Origin of the sequence: Streptomyces sp. NPDC059866, assembly GCF_042731325.1 — a bacterium.
Classification (GTDB): Bacteria; Actinomycetota; Actinomycetes; order Streptomycetales; family Streptomycetaceae; genus Streptomyces; species Streptomyces flavusporus.
This window is the reverse complement of sequence record NZ_JBHWJT010000053.1, coordinates 24,183-39,014: the sequence shown is the minus strand read 5'-3', so window position 1 is coordinate 39,014 and position 14,832 is coordinate 24,183. Positions and strand designations below refer to the sequence as shown.

General features: G+C 68.9%; 10 protein-coding genes. 4 read left to right on the top strand and 6 right to left on the bottom strand.

What is annotated here, in order from left to right; genetic code table 11:
* The 4 genes from ACFV7R_RS42445 to ACFV7R_RS42430 form a co-directional block, all read right to left on the bottom strand.
* Positions 1 to 554, bottom strand: a 554-nt coding sequence (locus ACFV7R_RS42445; RefSeq protein ID WP_385274706.1) for a winged helix-turn-helix domain-containing protein, incomplete at its 3' end; no start/stop codon positions are given.
* A 372-nt stretch (positions 555 to 926) separates the two neighbouring features.
* A complete protein-coding gene (locus tag ACFV7R_RS42440) occupies positions 927 to 2,843 on the bottom strand; it encodes an ArnT family glycosyltransferase (protein ID WP_385274703.1) in 1,917 nt (638 codons plus the stop codon).
* 68 nt (positions 2,844 to 2,911) lie between these two features.
* Positions 2,912 to 4,198 (bottom strand): DUF418 domain-containing protein, encoded by a 1,287-nt coding sequence (locus tag ACFV7R_RS42435; protein ID WP_385274700.1) that lies wholly within the window; start codon positions 4,196 to 4,198, stop codon positions 2,912 to 2,914.
* A gap of 699 nt (positions 4,199 to 4,897) precedes the next feature.
* Positions 4,898 to 5,128 (bottom strand): hypothetical protein, encoded by a 231-nt coding sequence (locus ACFV7R_RS42430; protein ID WP_385274698.1) that lies wholly within the window; start codon positions 5,126 to 5,128, stop codon positions 4,898 to 4,900.
* 290 nt (positions 5,129 to 5,418) lie between these two features.
* Between ACFV7R_RS42430 and ACFV7R_RS42425 the strand changes: the two genes are divergently transcribed.
* Positions 5,419 to 7,302, top strand: a complete 1,884-nt coding sequence (locus ACFV7R_RS42425) for a PA domain-containing protein (protein ID WP_385274696.1) — start codon at positions 5,419 to 5,421, stop codon at positions 7,300 to 7,302.
* A gap of 328 nt (positions 7,303 to 7,630) precedes the next feature.
* Here the strand turns inward: ACFV7R_RS42425 and ACFV7R_RS42420 are convergent, their stop codons facing one another.
* Positions 7,631 to 8,320, bottom strand: coding sequence for a response regulator (locus ACFV7R_RS42420; RefSeq protein ID WP_385274694.1), 690 nt, complete (start codon positions 8,318 to 8,320; stop codon positions 7,631 to 7,633).
* On the bottom strand, positions 8,317 to 9,996 hold the full coding sequence (locus ACFV7R_RS42415; RefSeq protein WP_385274692.1) for an ATP-binding protein: 1,680 nt from the start codon (positions 9,994 to 9,996) through the stop codon (positions 8,317 to 8,319). Before ACFV7R_RS42415 ends, ACFV7R_RS42420 begins: the two co-directional genes overlap by 4 nt.
* Before the next feature lie 271 nt (positions 9,997 to 10,267).
* On the opposite strand from ACFV7R_RS42415, the gene ACFV7R_RS42410 reads away from it, so the two are divergent.
* The 3 genes from ACFV7R_RS42410 to ACFV7R_RS42400 are packed head-to-tail and all read left to right on the top strand — an operon-like array spanning position 10,268 to position 14,327.
* Positions 10,268 to 11,404 carry an ABC transporter substrate-binding protein gene (locus tag ACFV7R_RS42410; protein ID WP_385274689.1) on the top strand — a complete coding sequence of 379 codons (1,137 nt, stop codon included), beginning with the start codon at positions 10,268 to 10,270 and terminating at the stop codon, positions 11,402 to 11,404.
* 33 nt (positions 11,405 to 11,437) lie between these two features.
* Positions 11,438 to 13,207: an ABC transporter permease gene (locus ACFV7R_RS42405; protein ID WP_385274686.1), complete on the top strand. Its 1,770-nt coding sequence runs from the start codon at positions 11,438 to 11,440 to the stop codon at positions 13,205 to 13,207.
* Positions 13,200 to 14,327, top strand: a complete 1,128-nt coding sequence (locus tag ACFV7R_RS42400; RefSeq protein ID WP_385274683.1) for an ABC transporter ATP-binding protein — start codon at positions 13,200 to 13,202, stop codon at positions 14,325 to 14,327. Before ACFV7R_RS42405 ends, ACFV7R_RS42400 begins: the two co-directional genes overlap by 8 nt.
* Positions 14,328 to 14,832 lie beyond the last annotated feature (505 nt).

Here is a 14,832-nt window from a genome sequence, read left to right as displayed (position 1 = left end):
TCGGAGCGGATGCCGACCTGGTCGGCGAAGAGCACCTCGGCACCCTCGGCCCTCGCCCTGGCCCGGATCGTCGGCCATGTCTCCTCCCGCCAGACGCGGACCGCTTCCGCGTCCTGCTCGACGGCCCGCTTGTCCGGGCGTTGGAAGGACAGCCCCCACCGGCGTAGGTGCTTGCCCACCCCCTGCTCGGTCAGCCGCACCCGGTACAGCTTCGCGATCAGATCCCCCACCCCGGCTCGCGTCCACAGCTGCCCGGCCAGCCCCAGGTCACAGGGACGGTGATCCAGCACAGCCTGCCGGATCGCCTGCTGCTCGACCACGTCGAGGACCTGATGCTCGCCGACCCTGCGCCCGCGCGGCTGGGCCACCAGCGCCTCACGCCCGCCTGCCAGCCACTTCGCCCACCAGTTGTCCACGGCCTTGAGCGAGACCTGGAACACCGCAGCGACATCCTCGCGAGTCCGGCCCGCCACCAGCGCGGCCACCGCCCGCAGCCGAAGGGCCTCCTGCGCCGACGGCGACAACTGCCGTGCGTCCCCCACCAGTTCACTCACGCAGGGATCAACGACCCAGAACACCTACCGTTTCGGATCAATAACACCGCCATGTCCGCGCGACGCCGAGCGGGGCGCAATTTTGATATCGGGGATCGAGTGGTGGTCAAGAAGAATCCTTTCCAGGAAAGAAGTTCTCGACCTGTCTGACGATGGGAATGCTTCGCCGGTTTATCGGGGAGGTGTGACGGCGCTCACCTAAAGAATGTCACAGCCAGCATGACCTGCCAGTTTGCACACCTGTGAGCATGGTGAATTTAAGCTTCACGAAATGCGAACAATTGCGATGGGTCAACCTGCGAACGGGACGACAATTACCCGCAAGGATTATTTTGCATTTCTTCTGGCTCGCCCATCCCACAGTCGGCTGTTTCACCCCCGCCGATCGGCGGGGGTGCGGCAGTCGTAGAGGCCGAAGTTGCCCCTGGTGCGCCAGCCGTAGGCCCCGGAGCGGATGCGCTTGCAATGGGACTTCACCCACGTCGTGGCGAGGGTGGTGGGTCGCAGGTGGGTGAGCAGCACGTAGCGGAGTTGGTGGGTGGCGATCAGGTTGCCGAGCTGCGGGGCGCTGGGGAAGGGGGTCTTCCCGGTGAACCCGCCCATGACGAGCACGGGTTGGGACTGAGCGCGCAGCAGACGTTCCGCGGGATAGGCGGCCTGGGTCGCGAGCAGGTACTTCTCGCCCTTGCGGTGCGCGATGAGGTAGTCCAGCAGCGCGGCGTCGCGGGCGCTGGGCCGGCCGAGCTCGGCCCGGCGCAGGGCGCGCGGGTCGTGGAGAGCCCTGCGGTAGAACTCGCCGACCGGACCGGCCGTCGGGGACGTGGAGGCGCCCGCGTAGCGCGGGTCGAGGGACGAGACGGCCCAGCCGGCGGGTACGAGCAGAGTGGCCGCGATTCCGGCGGCCAGAGAGCCTTGGACCAGCCCCCGGGAGGCGCGTGACCCGCCGGACCACAGGCCGAACGTCCCGCACACCGCGAAGATCACGGCGAACACCAGCAGCCGGGAGGCGAACCAGGTCGGCCTGTCGAGTACGAGCGCCCAGGCCACCGTCAGCACGATCGCCGACGGCAGCCACAGCCGTCGTCGGCCGCCCGCCTCGTACGCGGACCAAAAGAGCGCGAGGCCGCCTCCGGCCAGCGCGGCGATCGCCGGTGCGAGCACGGCCGTGTAGTAGACGTGATTGCCGTTGGAGACGCTGAACACCACGGCATGGACGGCGAGCCAGCCGCCCCAGAGGAGGAAACCCGCACGCAGCGGGTCGGTCCGCGGCCGGCGGGCGCGCCAGATGAGGGCCGTGACGACGGCGAGCACGGCGAGCGGCAGGAACCAGGCGATCTGCGGGCCGACGGTGTGGTTGACGAGCATCCCCCAGCCGGTGTTTCCGGTCATGCGGCTGGCGGCGGTGGCCGGGACGGCGCCGAACGCGGTGGCGTCGTCGCTGAAGCGGCTCAGGCCGTTGTAGCCGAAGACCAGGCTGAAGGGGTTGTTGTTCGACGTGGCGTCGACATACGGGCGGTTGGCCGCGGGAGTCACCCACGCGATCAGCGCCCACGAGCAGGAGACGGCCAGCGTGACCGCACCGCTCAGCAGGAGGCGCAGAGCCCTCTGCAACGGCGGGTTGGGCGCGGTGAGTTGATACACCACGGCGAAGACCGGCAGGACGAGCCAGGCCTGCAGCATCTTCGTCTGGAAGGCGAGCCCGACCCAGACGCCACACGTGATCAACGGGAGCAGCCGCCCGGTCCGTGCCGCCTTCTGCAGGGCGCCGGCGGCTGCCACCAGCAGGAGAGTGAGGGCGGTGTCCGGGATGGTGGCCCTGTTCAGTGCCACGGTGACCGGAGTGAAGGTGAGCGTCAGCGCGGCGATCAGCGCGGCGAACGGCCCGGCCCATGCCCGTACGATCCGGTGCAGCAGCCATACGGTGAGCACGCCCTCGATCACATGGGGCAGCGCGGCCGACCACGTGTGCGGCCCGAAGATCCATACGGAGAGGGCATCGGGCCAGAAGGCGCCGGGCACCTTGTCGAGGGTGATCGAACTGCTGGTGTCGAGACCGCCGAAGAAGAAGGCCCGCCAACTGGTGGCCATCGACCGTATCGCCGCGCTGTAGTAGGGGTGGATCGCGGCGTGCCCCATGCCCCAGACGTACAGCAGTGCGGCGACGCCCAGCACCGCGGCCAGTGCCGGGCGTTCCCAGGGCGCCGGAACTTCCGGCCGGTCGGCGCAGCGGTGCGATTCCCGGCGGAGGCCATGGGAGCCGGTACTCCGGGCTGTGGGGATGACGGCCATGGCGAAGGTCCTTGAAATCAGGGTTGAGGCGGAACACGCTCGGACTTCTGGTGGTGCCCGCCCGAGGCTCAGCGGACGCGATTTGCCAGTTTCGTGGCGTTGTTGAGCAGGTACTCCAGCGGTCCGCGGCGGAAGAAGCGGGACCAGACCGCCGCGAACACGGTGGCCCCGGCGATGAAGCAGAGCAGCAGCGCGGCGGAGGCGGACTGCGGCGGGGTGGCCGCTTCGCCGGGCAGGGCGAGGATCACCAGGATGTGGCCCACGTACAGGGTCAGGGACATGGTGCCGACGGCGATGACCGGCGTTGCCAGGCGACGCAGCCACGGCAGTCGGTCCAGGGCCACCGTCAGACACAGGAGCACGGTGATCGCGATCCCCAGGCTGCCGATGAGGTCGAACGTGGAACCGGTGTGCCGCTCGGCTGCCAGGAGCCCCCATGCGTCGGGGCCACCCAGCCCACCACCGACGGGCGAGTCGAAGGATCCCGATGCCATGGCGGCGTCCTTCATGGCACCTGGGTCCTTCATGGCGCCGAAGTCCTTCATGTCAGGCATCCCGGCCATGATCTTCTGAGCGCCGCCGGTCAGCCGGAGCGCCAGCCACGAGACGCCGTATCCGAACGAGATCAGCGCGGGACCGGCCACGGCCAGCCGCCGCTGCACAGCGCCGGAGCTCAGATCCAGTCGGCCCAACGCCATGCCGGTGACCACGAACGTCATCCAGGTGATCGCCGGGTAGAGGCCGGTGAGCAGGAGGTCGAGCACGCCTACGCCGGAGATTCGCGCGATCGGGTCGTACGAGTCGATGCTGTTCACGACCGACTCGCTGAGCAGCGCCCGGATCACGTACGCCACCTGCGGTGTGACGACCGCGAGCGTCACCGCGATGATCGCGAGCGTTCTGGCCCGCAGCCGCAACAGGGGCAGGGCCAGCAGGAAGTACACCGCGTAGAAGTTGAGGATCCCGGCGCCGCCGAAGTTGGTCATCGCCAACGCGCTGCCCAGTACCAGCAGGATCACGGCCCGGATCACGATCCGGGCCCTCGCCTGCCGGCCGGCCAGTCCGGTCTTCGGCTCAAGGCGACCGGCGATCAGCATCAACGAGAACCCGGCGAGGGTGGCGAACAGCGCCGACGCCCGGCCGCTCGCCAGCTCCAGGAACCAGTCGCCGACGCCGCCGCCTGGCGTGGGTGCGGGGCCGACGTGCACGGCGAACATCCCGAACACGGCCAGTGCACGGGCGAGGTCCACCCCGACCAGCCGCGCCAACGGCGCGGGGCGTTCCGTCGCCGTGGCGGACCCGGGTGAGGGTAAGGGCCGGGAAGGCGTCTTCTTGGCGCTTTCGATCTCGGTCACCGGGACAACCCTGCCGAGGCGGTGGGCGGTCGACAATCCGCCGGACTTCGGGAGGTGCCCCGCCGGTCGGCCGACCGACCCCCTCCGACTGGCGGGGGACGGTCTCGGCCGTACATGAACGACTGTGGCCGCCGACCTGGTTGCCGGGATGCCGCGAGTCAGCAGGCTCACCACGACAAGATCATGCCTCCCATGGGGGCGAACCAAGGAGGTCCGAGCCTTTCGGTCGGTGGCTTCACCCTCCGCCCGACGGCGGCAGCCCATCTGTGAAGCGGTGCTCCGAGAGGCCGCCGAAGCCGGCTCCTGGTGGCTGCCACGGCCGACCGACAGGGACTGACGCTTCGTCCACCACGACCGGGGCTTCCCGTGCATCGCCGCCCTAACGGGCCGGGCATCTCACTGGTACGGGAATCCTGTGCACTCGCGCAAGGTCCTCCGGCTGCATCTCCGAACTGGCCGAGTCAGACCCAGAGCCCGCTCCCACATGTCTCCTACCCGCCGCTACTCGAAGCCGTGCCCACAGCGTGCCCATAAGAGCGGACAACCACGGTGAACAGCGGTGCGAAATCAGCCCTCGAAGCTGCACCGCAAGCGATGTTTCCCCAGGTCAGAAGCGGTGTCGCCGTTGAAGCGCCGTCGCCTCCCAAGCTGACAGCGCGAGTTCGATTCTCGTCACCCGCTCCATGCGAAACCCCCAGGTCAGAGACCCGGGGGTTCTTTGTTGTCCAGAGCGGCCAGGAGGGCGACGACGCGGAACCCCGCGTCGGACTTGGTCGGGTCGGGAGCCCGCCGGCTGGTCCGCTCCCGCTCGGCGGCGCGGACGCGAATCGCGAGGTTGTCGAGGTCGACGGCCCTCGGTGCAGTGCGGCAGCACTCTCCGGGTCGGGTCCTTGGCGGTGGTGGCGCGGATGGCCGGATCGGCGTCGACATCCACTCCACCCCTGGCGGCCCGCGTCGACGAGCTCCGTGTCAGGACGCGGGCATCCGCCAGCCAGGGCATCGCCGGGGTTCCTCGAGCCCGCCCGTCACGGTCTGCCGCCGTGAGGCAGAACTTCCTTGACCGCCACGACCCGCTGACACCCCACCCGAAGCCGACGCCAATACGATCACGTTAACGCGGCTTCACAACCCTTTCCTCACAGGCCACGCACAGAGTACGTTCCCCTCGCTGCCCCCCGCGCTTCTTCACTCTCACACCAAGGAGAGCCATGGGAAGAGCCATGGGCAGAGCGAGGGTCCGCGTGCGCGCGGCGAGTTGTCTCGCCGCGGCGGCCCTCGTCGCCGGTTCCTTCGCCGGTGTCGCCCGAGCACATGACGGTGTCTCCGCCGACGACGGCGGCATTGACAACGCCGGGGCCACACACGATCACCACAGCCACCAGCACGGTGGTGACGAGGGCCATCTCCCCGCCGGAAGCGAGAACGTCCGGCTCGTCAGCAAACTCGGCCTGAAGAACGTCGAGCCCGAGAAGATCGCCGATGTCGGTGTCTTCGAGGGGTACGCCTACCTCGCCGCCTGGGGCGGCGCGACCTGCAAGTACAACGGCGTGCACGTGGTGGACATCCGTAAACCCGCCGCGCCCAAGGAGGTCGCCTTCATCCAGGCGAAGGAGGGCAGCGCACCGGGCGAGGGCATCCAGACCCTGCACATCGACACCCCGTACTTCAACGGGGACGTGCTGGTCAGCAACAACGAGAAGTGCAAGGAGACCGCCGGCTTCGGCGGCATGAACCTCTACGACGTCAGCGATCCGGCCCACCCGACCCCGCTCGCCGAGGGCGTCGGCGACCACACGGTGATGGGCCAGGGCAAGAAGGACGCCAACGACATCCACAGCGTCTATGCCTGGGACGCGGGCAGCAAGGCGTACGCCGTCATCGTCGACAACGAAGAGGGCCCGGACGTCGACATCGTCGACATCACCAACCCGAAGAAGGCGAAGGTCATCGCGGAGTACGACCTCGACGAGGCGTTCCCGCAGATCGTCCAGGACGCCCCCGCCAACCTCAGTGAGATCTTCCTGCACGACATGGTCGTCAAGGAGATCGGCGGCCGGCAGATCATGCTCGCCTCCTACTGGGACGCCGGCTACGTCACCCTCGACGTGACCGACCCGACGAAGGTCGCCTACCTCGGCGACACCGACTTCGCCGCGCTCGACCCCGAGGCGCTGGAGAGCGGCTTCCAGGTGGCGCCCGAAGGCAACGCCCACCAGGCCGAGTTCACCCTCGACAACCAGTACGTCATCGGCGCCGACGAGGACTTCGGGCCGTACGCGCTCACCGCCCGCAACCTCACCGACGGCACGGAGATCACGGCGAGCCAGGGCAGCAACACCACGCGCCTGGAAGAGGGTCAGACCATCACCGGCGACTCCGTCTTCGCGGGCCGGGCCTGTCCCGGTGACCCGGCGGTGCCCGCCGGCGACCCGAACGCCGTGGACGTCGCCGTCGTCGAGCGCGGAGTGTGCACCTTCAGCGAGAAGGTCGCGAGCGTCGTCGCGGCCGGCGGCTACGACGCCGTACTCGTCTTCAACCGCACCGGCACGGACGCCTGCGACCAGACGCTCGGCATGAGCGTCGAGGGGGATGTCCCGACCTTCGGCGTCGCACCGCGCGGCCAGGGCTTCGCCATCTTCGGCCAGCCCTACGACGACGCGGCCTGCCTGGCCGGAACGGGCCCCGCGCAGCTGCCGGTTGCGCTCGGCGCCAAGGGCGACCGGCTCGCCTTCTCGTCGTACTTCGACGGCTGGGGCTACGCGCACCTCTACCGCAACGAGAGCGGCAAGCTCACCGAGCTGGACACCTACGCCGTTCCCGAGGCGCACGACCCCGCCCACGCGACGGGCTCCGGCGACCTGTCCATCCACGAGGTGGCCGTCTCCGAGACCCGCGCCGACCTGCTCTACTTCTCGTACTACGCGGCCGGGCTGCGCATCGCGAAGATCGTCGACGACAAGGTCGTCGAGGTGGGTCACTACATCGACGAGGACGGCAACAACTTCTGGGGCGCCCAGGTCTTCGAGTCCGGCGGCAAGGAGTACGTCGCCGCGTCCGACCGCGACCACGGGCTCTACATCTTCGAGTACACCGGAGGACTGTGAGCAGCGGGCGCGGTCAGGAACGGGGCCGCTGACAACGCGGGGCCGCGCCGATGCAGGCGCGGCCCCGCGCGTCGCGTTGTGAGGAAGGTTGGACCCTGGAGGAGATTCGTAAGGTCTCCGGCGACAGATCGTCCTGGGATTCCACGGGCTCTGTCCGGTGAAAGCCGTCAACGACGACGACTGGCACATGGGCAGTCTGAACGACGACGGCAGCGTCACCTGTTGGAGCGCGTACGGCGACCTCTATGAGGCACTTCGCGGCCTCTGGCGAAGTTGGCGTCGCCGGCCCCGCCGACGGCGGCGTCGGGCGACCGGGCCGGGGCCCGTGTCAGCTCGCGGCCCATACGTATCGGTGCTCAGGGCGGCCGGTCTCGCCGTACTTGAGGGTGAGGCCGATGCGGCCGGCGCGTTCCAGGTACTTGAGGTAGCGCTGGGCGGTGGACCGGCTGATGCCGGTGCGTTCGGCGACCTCGTGGGCGGACAGGGGCTGTCCCGCCTGGTCCAGGGCACGGCGGATGATGTCGATCGTGGGGGCGGAGTAGCCCTTGGGGAGGGCGGAGTGCGGTTCGGCGGTGGATCTCAGGGCGCTGAAGATCTGGTCCACCTGGTCCTGGCCCGCCCGGCCGCGTCCGCCGACGTCTTCGAGGGCGTGGCGGAGGGTGGTGTAGCTGTCGAGTTTGGCGCGCAGGGCGGCGAAGGCGAAGGGTTTGACGAGGTACTGGAGGGCTCCGTAGCGCAGGGCGGCTTGGACGGTGGCGATGTCGCTGGCCGCCGTCACCATGATGACGTCGGCGTGGTGGCCGAGTTGCCGCATCCGGCGCACGAGGGTCAGCCCGGTCTCGTCGGGGAGGTAGTGGTCGAGGAGCACGAGGTCGATGTGGGTGCGCTCCAGGGTGGCCAGGGCGTGGGCGGCGGTGTGGGCCCGGGCGACGACCCGGAAGCCGGGTACCTGGGTGACGTACATGGCGTTGATCTCGGCGACGTGGAAGTCGTCGTCCACGACCAGGACATCGATCATCTGGACTCTCCTGAGAAGGCGAGTTCGGCCACGGGGGCGTTTCCCTCGTCGAGTTCCTCGTCGAAGGCGCTCTCCTCGGCGACGTCGTCGAGGGCGAGCGCCTCGGGCAGGACGACGGTGAACACGGCGCCGCCGCCGGCGCGGGCGGTGACCCGGGCCGTTCCGCCGTAGCGCTCGGCGAGCCGCCGGACCAGGGCCAGGCCGATGCCGCGTCCGTGCGGACGGTGGTCCGGGGGTTTGGTGGACCAGCCCTCGGTGAACGCCCGCTCGTGCATCTCGGGCGCTAGGCCCGGCCCGGTGTCGGCCACGCGCAGGACGGCGGTGGTGCCCTCGGCCCGCAGCTCCACCTCGATGAAGGGGTCGGGGGGCCGGTGCCCGGCCACCGCGTCCACGGCGTTGTCGATGAGGTTGCCCAGGACGGTGACCAGGTCCCGGGGGTCGACCACCCGGTCGGTGAGCAGCGTGTCGGAGGACAGGCGCAGGGGTACGCCGCGTTCGGCGGCGACGGCGGACTTGCCGACCAGCAGGGCCGACAGCAGCGGGTCCCGCACGCGCTCGGCGATCTGCTCGGCGGAGGCCCGGTGGGTGTGGGCGACGTCGGCGATGAGCTGGGCGGCCCGGTCGTGGCGGCCGATCTCGATCAGCCCGAGGAGGATGTGCAGGCGATTGGCGTGTTCGTGGCCCTGGGCGCGCAGCGCGTCCAGCAGGCCCTGCGTGCTGTCCAGTTCGCGGCCGAGGAGTTCCAGTTCGGTGCGGTCGCGCAAGGTCACCACCGTCCCGCCGTCCCTGGTCGGCATACGGTTGGCAACCAGGACCCGGCCGCCGCTGACGGTCAGCAGGTCGGCCCCCTCGACGCGTCCGGCCAGCACGTCCGCCGTCCGTCCCGGAGGCAGGGCCTCGTCCGGGGTGTGGCCGGTGGCGTCCCCGTCAAGGTTCAGCAGTCTCCTGGCCTCGTCGTTGACCAGGCGGATCCTGCCGAACCGGTCGCAGGCGACGACGCCCTCCCGGACGCCGTGCAGCATGGCCTCGCGCTCGTCGAGGAGGGCGGAGATGTCGGCGAAAGCGACGCCGTGGGTGCGGCGGCGCAGGCTGCGGGAGACCGCGAGCGCTGCCAGGACGCCGACGGCGAGGGCGGCGCCCGCGTACAGCATCATCCCGGGAACCGCGCCGAACAGTTGGTGGCGCACGCTGCCGTAGGCGATGCCGACCGAGACCGCCCCCACGATCTCGCCCCCGTCGTCGCGCAGCGGCACTTTGGCGCGGGCGGAGCGGCCGAGCGTTCCGGTGTCGATCTCCATGACCTCCTGGCCGGCGAGCGCACGACCGGGATCCGTGGAGACGTAATTGCCGATCTGGGCCGGATTGGTGTGCGACCAGCGCACCCCGCGGGTGTCCATGACGACGACGTACAGCGCCCCGGTGGCCCGGCGTACACGTTCGGCCGCCTGTTGCACCGGGCCCGACGCACTCGGCTCGGTGGCGGCCAGATCACGCGCGACATCCGGCGCGGCGGCGGTCTGGGCGATGGCGAGTGCCCGGCGCATCGCCTGGTCGTCGAGGTGAGAGCCGAAGGGGGCGAGGAACAGGCCGGTGGCCAAAATCGTCACCCCTGTGGTGATGGCCAGCTGTACGGCCAGCACCTGGGCGAACACACTCCGGGGCCAGGGAATCCGCACCTGTCCACCTCATCTCTCCTGGTCACCCGAGGTCGCCCGAGATCTCATGGGCCTGATTCATCCGATTGACTCGGTTGTGAACGCAAGGTAAGCGCCGGAGAGGCCGCTGCCCAGTCCTCTGGCGCATTTTCGTCGCTACGGCGTCGGCACAACAAGCAAAACGCAGCTTGTGAACACAAGGACAGGTTGCGCCCACAAGACTGCCTGTGGTTCCGGTCACTCCTAGCCTCCCCGCAACAAGTGCCAGCGGGCACGCACGAGGAGGACAACCATGGCCAGAACCCACCGCCCCGCGACCGCGCTCGCCCTGGCGCTCGCGCTCGGCGCGCTGACCGCCTGCGGGGGCGGCAGTGACACACCCAAGGCGGCGGAGAACAAGATCGCCGCGGGCCAGGTCCCCGGCTACTACCCCGAGGACTACAACGCTCTGATCGAGGCGGCCGAGAAGGAGGGCGGCAAGCTCACCGTCTACTCCAACCTCGGCGACGAGAACATGGCCCCCATCGTCCGGGACTTCAAGAAGAAGTACGGCTTCATCAAGAGCGTCTCGGTCAACGAGCTGGACAGCGACGAGCTGTTCCAGAAGGTCCTCTCGGAGAACGCGGCCGGGAAGTCGCCCGCGGACGTGCTGATCTCCAGTGCGGCGAGCGCCTGGGCGGACTTCTCCGGGCGCGAGGACACGGTGCTGGAGTACGACTCTCCGGAGGCCTCCGAACTGGGCGACGAGGCGGAACTGCTGCCCAGCGTGTACTCGATGTCGAAGGACCCGATGACGATCGCCTACAACACCTCTCTGATGGAGAAGGCACCGACCGGCATCGCCGACCTGGCCGAGATCATGAAGGCCGACGAGGGCAAGTTCAAGAACAAGGTCACCGTCCGTGACCCGGAGGGCTCGTTCGGCTTCACGGTGACCCGTGCCCTCACCGAGGGCAACGCCAAGGCATGGGACGCGCTGGAGACCATGCTCCCGCTGACCCGTCCGGAGACCTCGTCCGGGACCCAGCTGGAGAAGATCGTGGCCGGCGAGTACACGGCCGGCTTCCTGATCAGCGCCTCCCCCGCCTACCCCGTCGTCGAGGACAGCGCCGGCCTGGTGGAGATCGTCTTCCCGAAGGACGGCACCATCGTCCTCCCGCGCGGCCTCGGCATCGCCGCCAAGGCGCCGCATCCGGCGACCTCCAAGCTGTTCCTGGACTTCGCCCTGTCTCAGGAGGGACAGCGCGCGGTCGCCGAAGGAGGCCTGTCGTCCTACCGCAAGGGCGTCGAAGGCGAGGGCCTGCACACCTACCAGGAGGTCGTCGACGCGGTCGGCGAGGACAACATCATCGCCGTCGAGTACGCCCCCGTCGCCAAGAACGACGCCGACGCCTGGCTCGACCGGTTCAACGGACTCCTCAAGAAGTAGGCACCCCCGAAGGGACGATCGGAGCCAGAGCAGATGTCAACCCTGACCCAGCCGAGACGCACACCGGCTGACGAGCATGAGAAAACGTTCGAGCCGCCGCGCTACCGCCGCCCCCTAGGCATCGGACGGGACCAGGTCGTCCAGTATGGAGTGCTCGCGTTCCTCGCCGTCCTGGTACTGGCTCCGATCCTCCCGACCCTCTACCAGAGCGTGCGCAACCGCCCGCTCTACGAAGCGGGCGGCGCCTTCACCCTCAGCGGCTACACCAAGCTCTTCAGCGACGCCGGTTTCGGCGAAGTGGCGCTCAACACGCTGCTGTTCGCCGGTCTGACCACCCTCCTGAGCCTGCTCATCGCGATCCCGATGGCAGTCGTGGTGGTCCGCACGAAGCTGCCGGGCGGCCGGCTGATCGCCCTGGCGATGCAGTGGCCGTTCTTCATCTCCTCGCTGATCCTGGGCTTCGGCTGGATCATCATGTACGGCCCGGCCGGGTTCGTCAGCATCAAGGTCCAGCAGGTCCTCGGCAGCGTGCCGTGGAACCTCTACTCGATTCCCGGAATGGCGCTCACGGAGGCCGTGGCACTCGCCCCGATCGCCTACGTGTTCTGCGCAAACGCGCTGCGCCAGTCGGATGCCTCCCTGGAGTCGGCGGCCCAGGTCTGCGGCGCCGGACCGCTGCGGATCCTGATACAGGTGGTCGTACCGATGTTGCGACCGCCCATCGTCTACAGCGCCATCTTGGTGTTCTCCGTGTCGATCGAGACCCTGAGCGTGCCGCTGCTGTACGGGCAGCCGGTGAACATCGACGTGTTCTCGACGTTCCTGTACCACAACGGCCTGCAGTCGGTGGACCCCGACTACACGGTCCTGGGTGCCGCCTCCACGATCATCGTGTTCTTCACGCTGAGTCTGGTGGCGGTGCAGGCCAAGCTGCTCAAGAACGCCGCGCGGTTCGTGTCCGTGCGCGGCAAGGTGACCCGCCCCCGCAAGCTGGATCTCGGCTGGCTGAAGTGGGTCAGCATCGTGTGCATCTGGCTCTACGTCATCGCCGGCGCCCTGATCCCGATCCTCGGCCTGGTCTTCCGCTCCTTCACGCTGGTGTTCACCCCGCTCCAGTCGCCCCTGAAGACGGTCACCACGAAGAACTACGAGCTCGTCTTCGACTCCGACAACTACGTGCAGTCCCTGTGGAACAGCCTCATCGTCGCCGGGGTCGGATCGGTGACGATCAGCGCCATCGCCGTGCTCGCGGTGATGGTCGCCCGCCGCTCCACCTTCCGCTTCGGCCGGGCGGTGGAGTACCTCGCGCTCATCCCGCAGTCGCTGCCGGGCATCATCATCGGTATCGGCTTCTTCTGGGCCTTCGCGCTCGCCCCGTTCGGCATGGGCTCGGTGCTGCAGGGCACGATCTACGCCGTCATCATCGCCTTCGGGATGCGCGCCCTGCCCAGCGCGTTCGGCTCGGTCGCCCCCGCGATCATGCAGATCGGCGGCGAACTGGACAACGCGGCCCGGGTCTCCGGCGCCGACTGGGTGATGACGTTCTTCCGCGTCCTGCGGGCCCTCGTCACACCGGCGTTCGCCGGAGCACTGGTGCTCACCTTCGTGATCATGCTCAAGGAATACTCTCCGGCCGTGTTCCTCAGCTCCGCGGACAACAACATCCTCGGAACCACCATGCTCAGCCTCTGGACCCAGGGGCGGGCCGGATCCGTCGCCGCTCTGGCGACCCTCCAGATCGTCATCACGGCAGTCTTCGTCGCACTCGCCGGCCTGCTCATGAAGGGAAAGCACCATGCCTGAGGTGACCGTGAGGAACCTGGCCAAGACGTTCGGGGACAACTCCGTCCTCGGCGACGTCACCTTCACCATCAAGGACGGCGAGTTCTTCACTCTCCTGGGAGCCAGCGGCTGCGGCAAGTCCACGACGCTGAACTGCATCGCCGGGCTCGAACAGCCCACCGAGGGCTCCATAACCGTCGGCGGAAGACCCTTCGTCGACACCTCGGCCGGCGTGTTCCTGCCCCCCGAGGAACGCAACCTCGGCATGGTGTTCCAGTCCTACGCGTTGTGGCCGCACATGACCATCGCGAAGAACCTCGCGCTCCCCCTCGCCATCCGCAAGATCCCCAAGGACCGGCAGAAGACGCTGATCCACGACGCCCTCGACAAGGTCGGTCTCGCCGAGCTGAGCGCCCGCTACCCGCACCAGCTCTCCGGCGGCCAGCAGCAACGCGTCGCCCTCGCCCGCGCTCTGGTCTACTCCCCCACGGTCCTCCTCCTCGACGAGCCGCTGTCCAACCTCGACGCCAAACTCCGCGAACAGGCCCGCGCCTGGCTCAAGCGCCTCCAGGAAGAGCTGGGCATCACCACCGTCTACGTCACCCACGACCAGGAGGAGGCCCTGGCCCTCAGCGACCGGATCGCGGTCATGGAGGGCGGCAACATGATCCAGATCGGCACGCCGCACGAGATCTACGAGCGGCCCGCCGCCCCCGCGGTGGCCGCGTTCGTCGGCCGCTGCAACTTCCTCACCGGCCGGGTGATCGGGCAGGAGGGCAAGCGGTACAGCATCCTCCTCGACTGCAGCGCCGACGTGGTGCGGGTCGACAGCGACGAGAAGCTCCCGGGCGGCGACTCCGTCACGGTGGCGATCCGTCCGGAACGACTGGAGGTCGTCCCCACATCCGGTACGGCCTCGGGCACCAACCGGCTGACGACCCAGGTCCTCACCAGTTCCTACGTCGGCTCCCGCTACGAGTACGACGTCCGCCTCGGCGACCAGGTCGTCCAGGTCCTCAGCGGCCACGGCGGACTCTCCGGGGAAGTGTCCCTCGTCTTCGAGCCCGCCCATGCGCTCGTGTACGCGGACAAGGTCGAACTCCCCGAGGAACAGCGCGACTTGCTGACGGTCAGTCCGTGAGGAACGCGAACCCTGGCTCACCGGTCCAGGAGACGGCGCCCCGCCCCGCGTTCGGTTCGGGTCGGGGCGCCGCCGCGGCGGTCGCGCAGCCGTTCACACCCGCGAGTCGACCCCGGCGAGAGCCCGATGAGCACGCCCGTGCCCTGAGCGTGCCCGTAAGAGCGGACAACCACGGTCAACACCGGTGTGATCCGACCTGCGGGGCCACCCACGGAGAAAATATCTGAGCAGGTCAGACGGGCAGTTCCCCTCCGAGCGCCGTCGCTTCCCAAGCTGAGAGCGCGAGTTCGATTCTCGTCACCCGCTCTTCTCAAAGCCCCAGGTCATTGGCCTGGGGCTTGTGCTTTGCCAAGGGATTCCCCACCGGGGTACGAGGGCGGGGTGAGCACCGTACGTGCGCCGCTACTGTGGTCGGAACGCCTCCTGGCCCATTGCTTCGTGGTGCCGCTCACTCTCGCCCGACCGTGGGCCTTCCGCCGAGCCGGCGGCGCCGGGGCCGGGACAG

Coding starts and splice junctions, on each gene's coding strand:
- ACFV7R_RS42400 (WP_385274683.1), top strand. CDS start 13,200: ATGCCTGAGGTGACCGTGAGGAACCTGGCCAAGACGTTCGGGGACAAC.
- ACFV7R_RS42425 (WP_385274696.1), top strand. CDS start 5,419: ATGGGCAGAGCGAGGGTCCGCGTGCGCGCGGCGAGTTGTCTCGCCGCG.
- ACFV7R_RS42405 (WP_385274686.1), top strand. CDS start 11,438: ATGTCAACCCTGACCCAGCCGAGACGCACACCGGCTGACGAGCATGAG.
- ACFV7R_RS42430 (WP_385274698.1), bottom strand. CDS start 5,128: ATGTCGACGCCGATCCGGCCATCCGCGCCACCACCGCCAAGGACCCGA.
- ACFV7R_RS42420 (WP_385274694.1), bottom strand. CDS start 8,320: ATGATCGATGTCCTGGTCGTGGACGACGACTTCCACGTCGCCGAGATC.
- ACFV7R_RS42410 (WP_385274689.1), top strand. CDS start 10,268: ATGGCCAGAACCCACCGCCCCGCGACCGCGCTCGCCCTGGCGCTCGCG.
- ACFV7R_RS42440 (WP_385274703.1), bottom strand. CDS start 2,843: ATGGCCGTCATCCCCACAGCCCGGAGTACCGGCTCCCATGGCCTCCGC.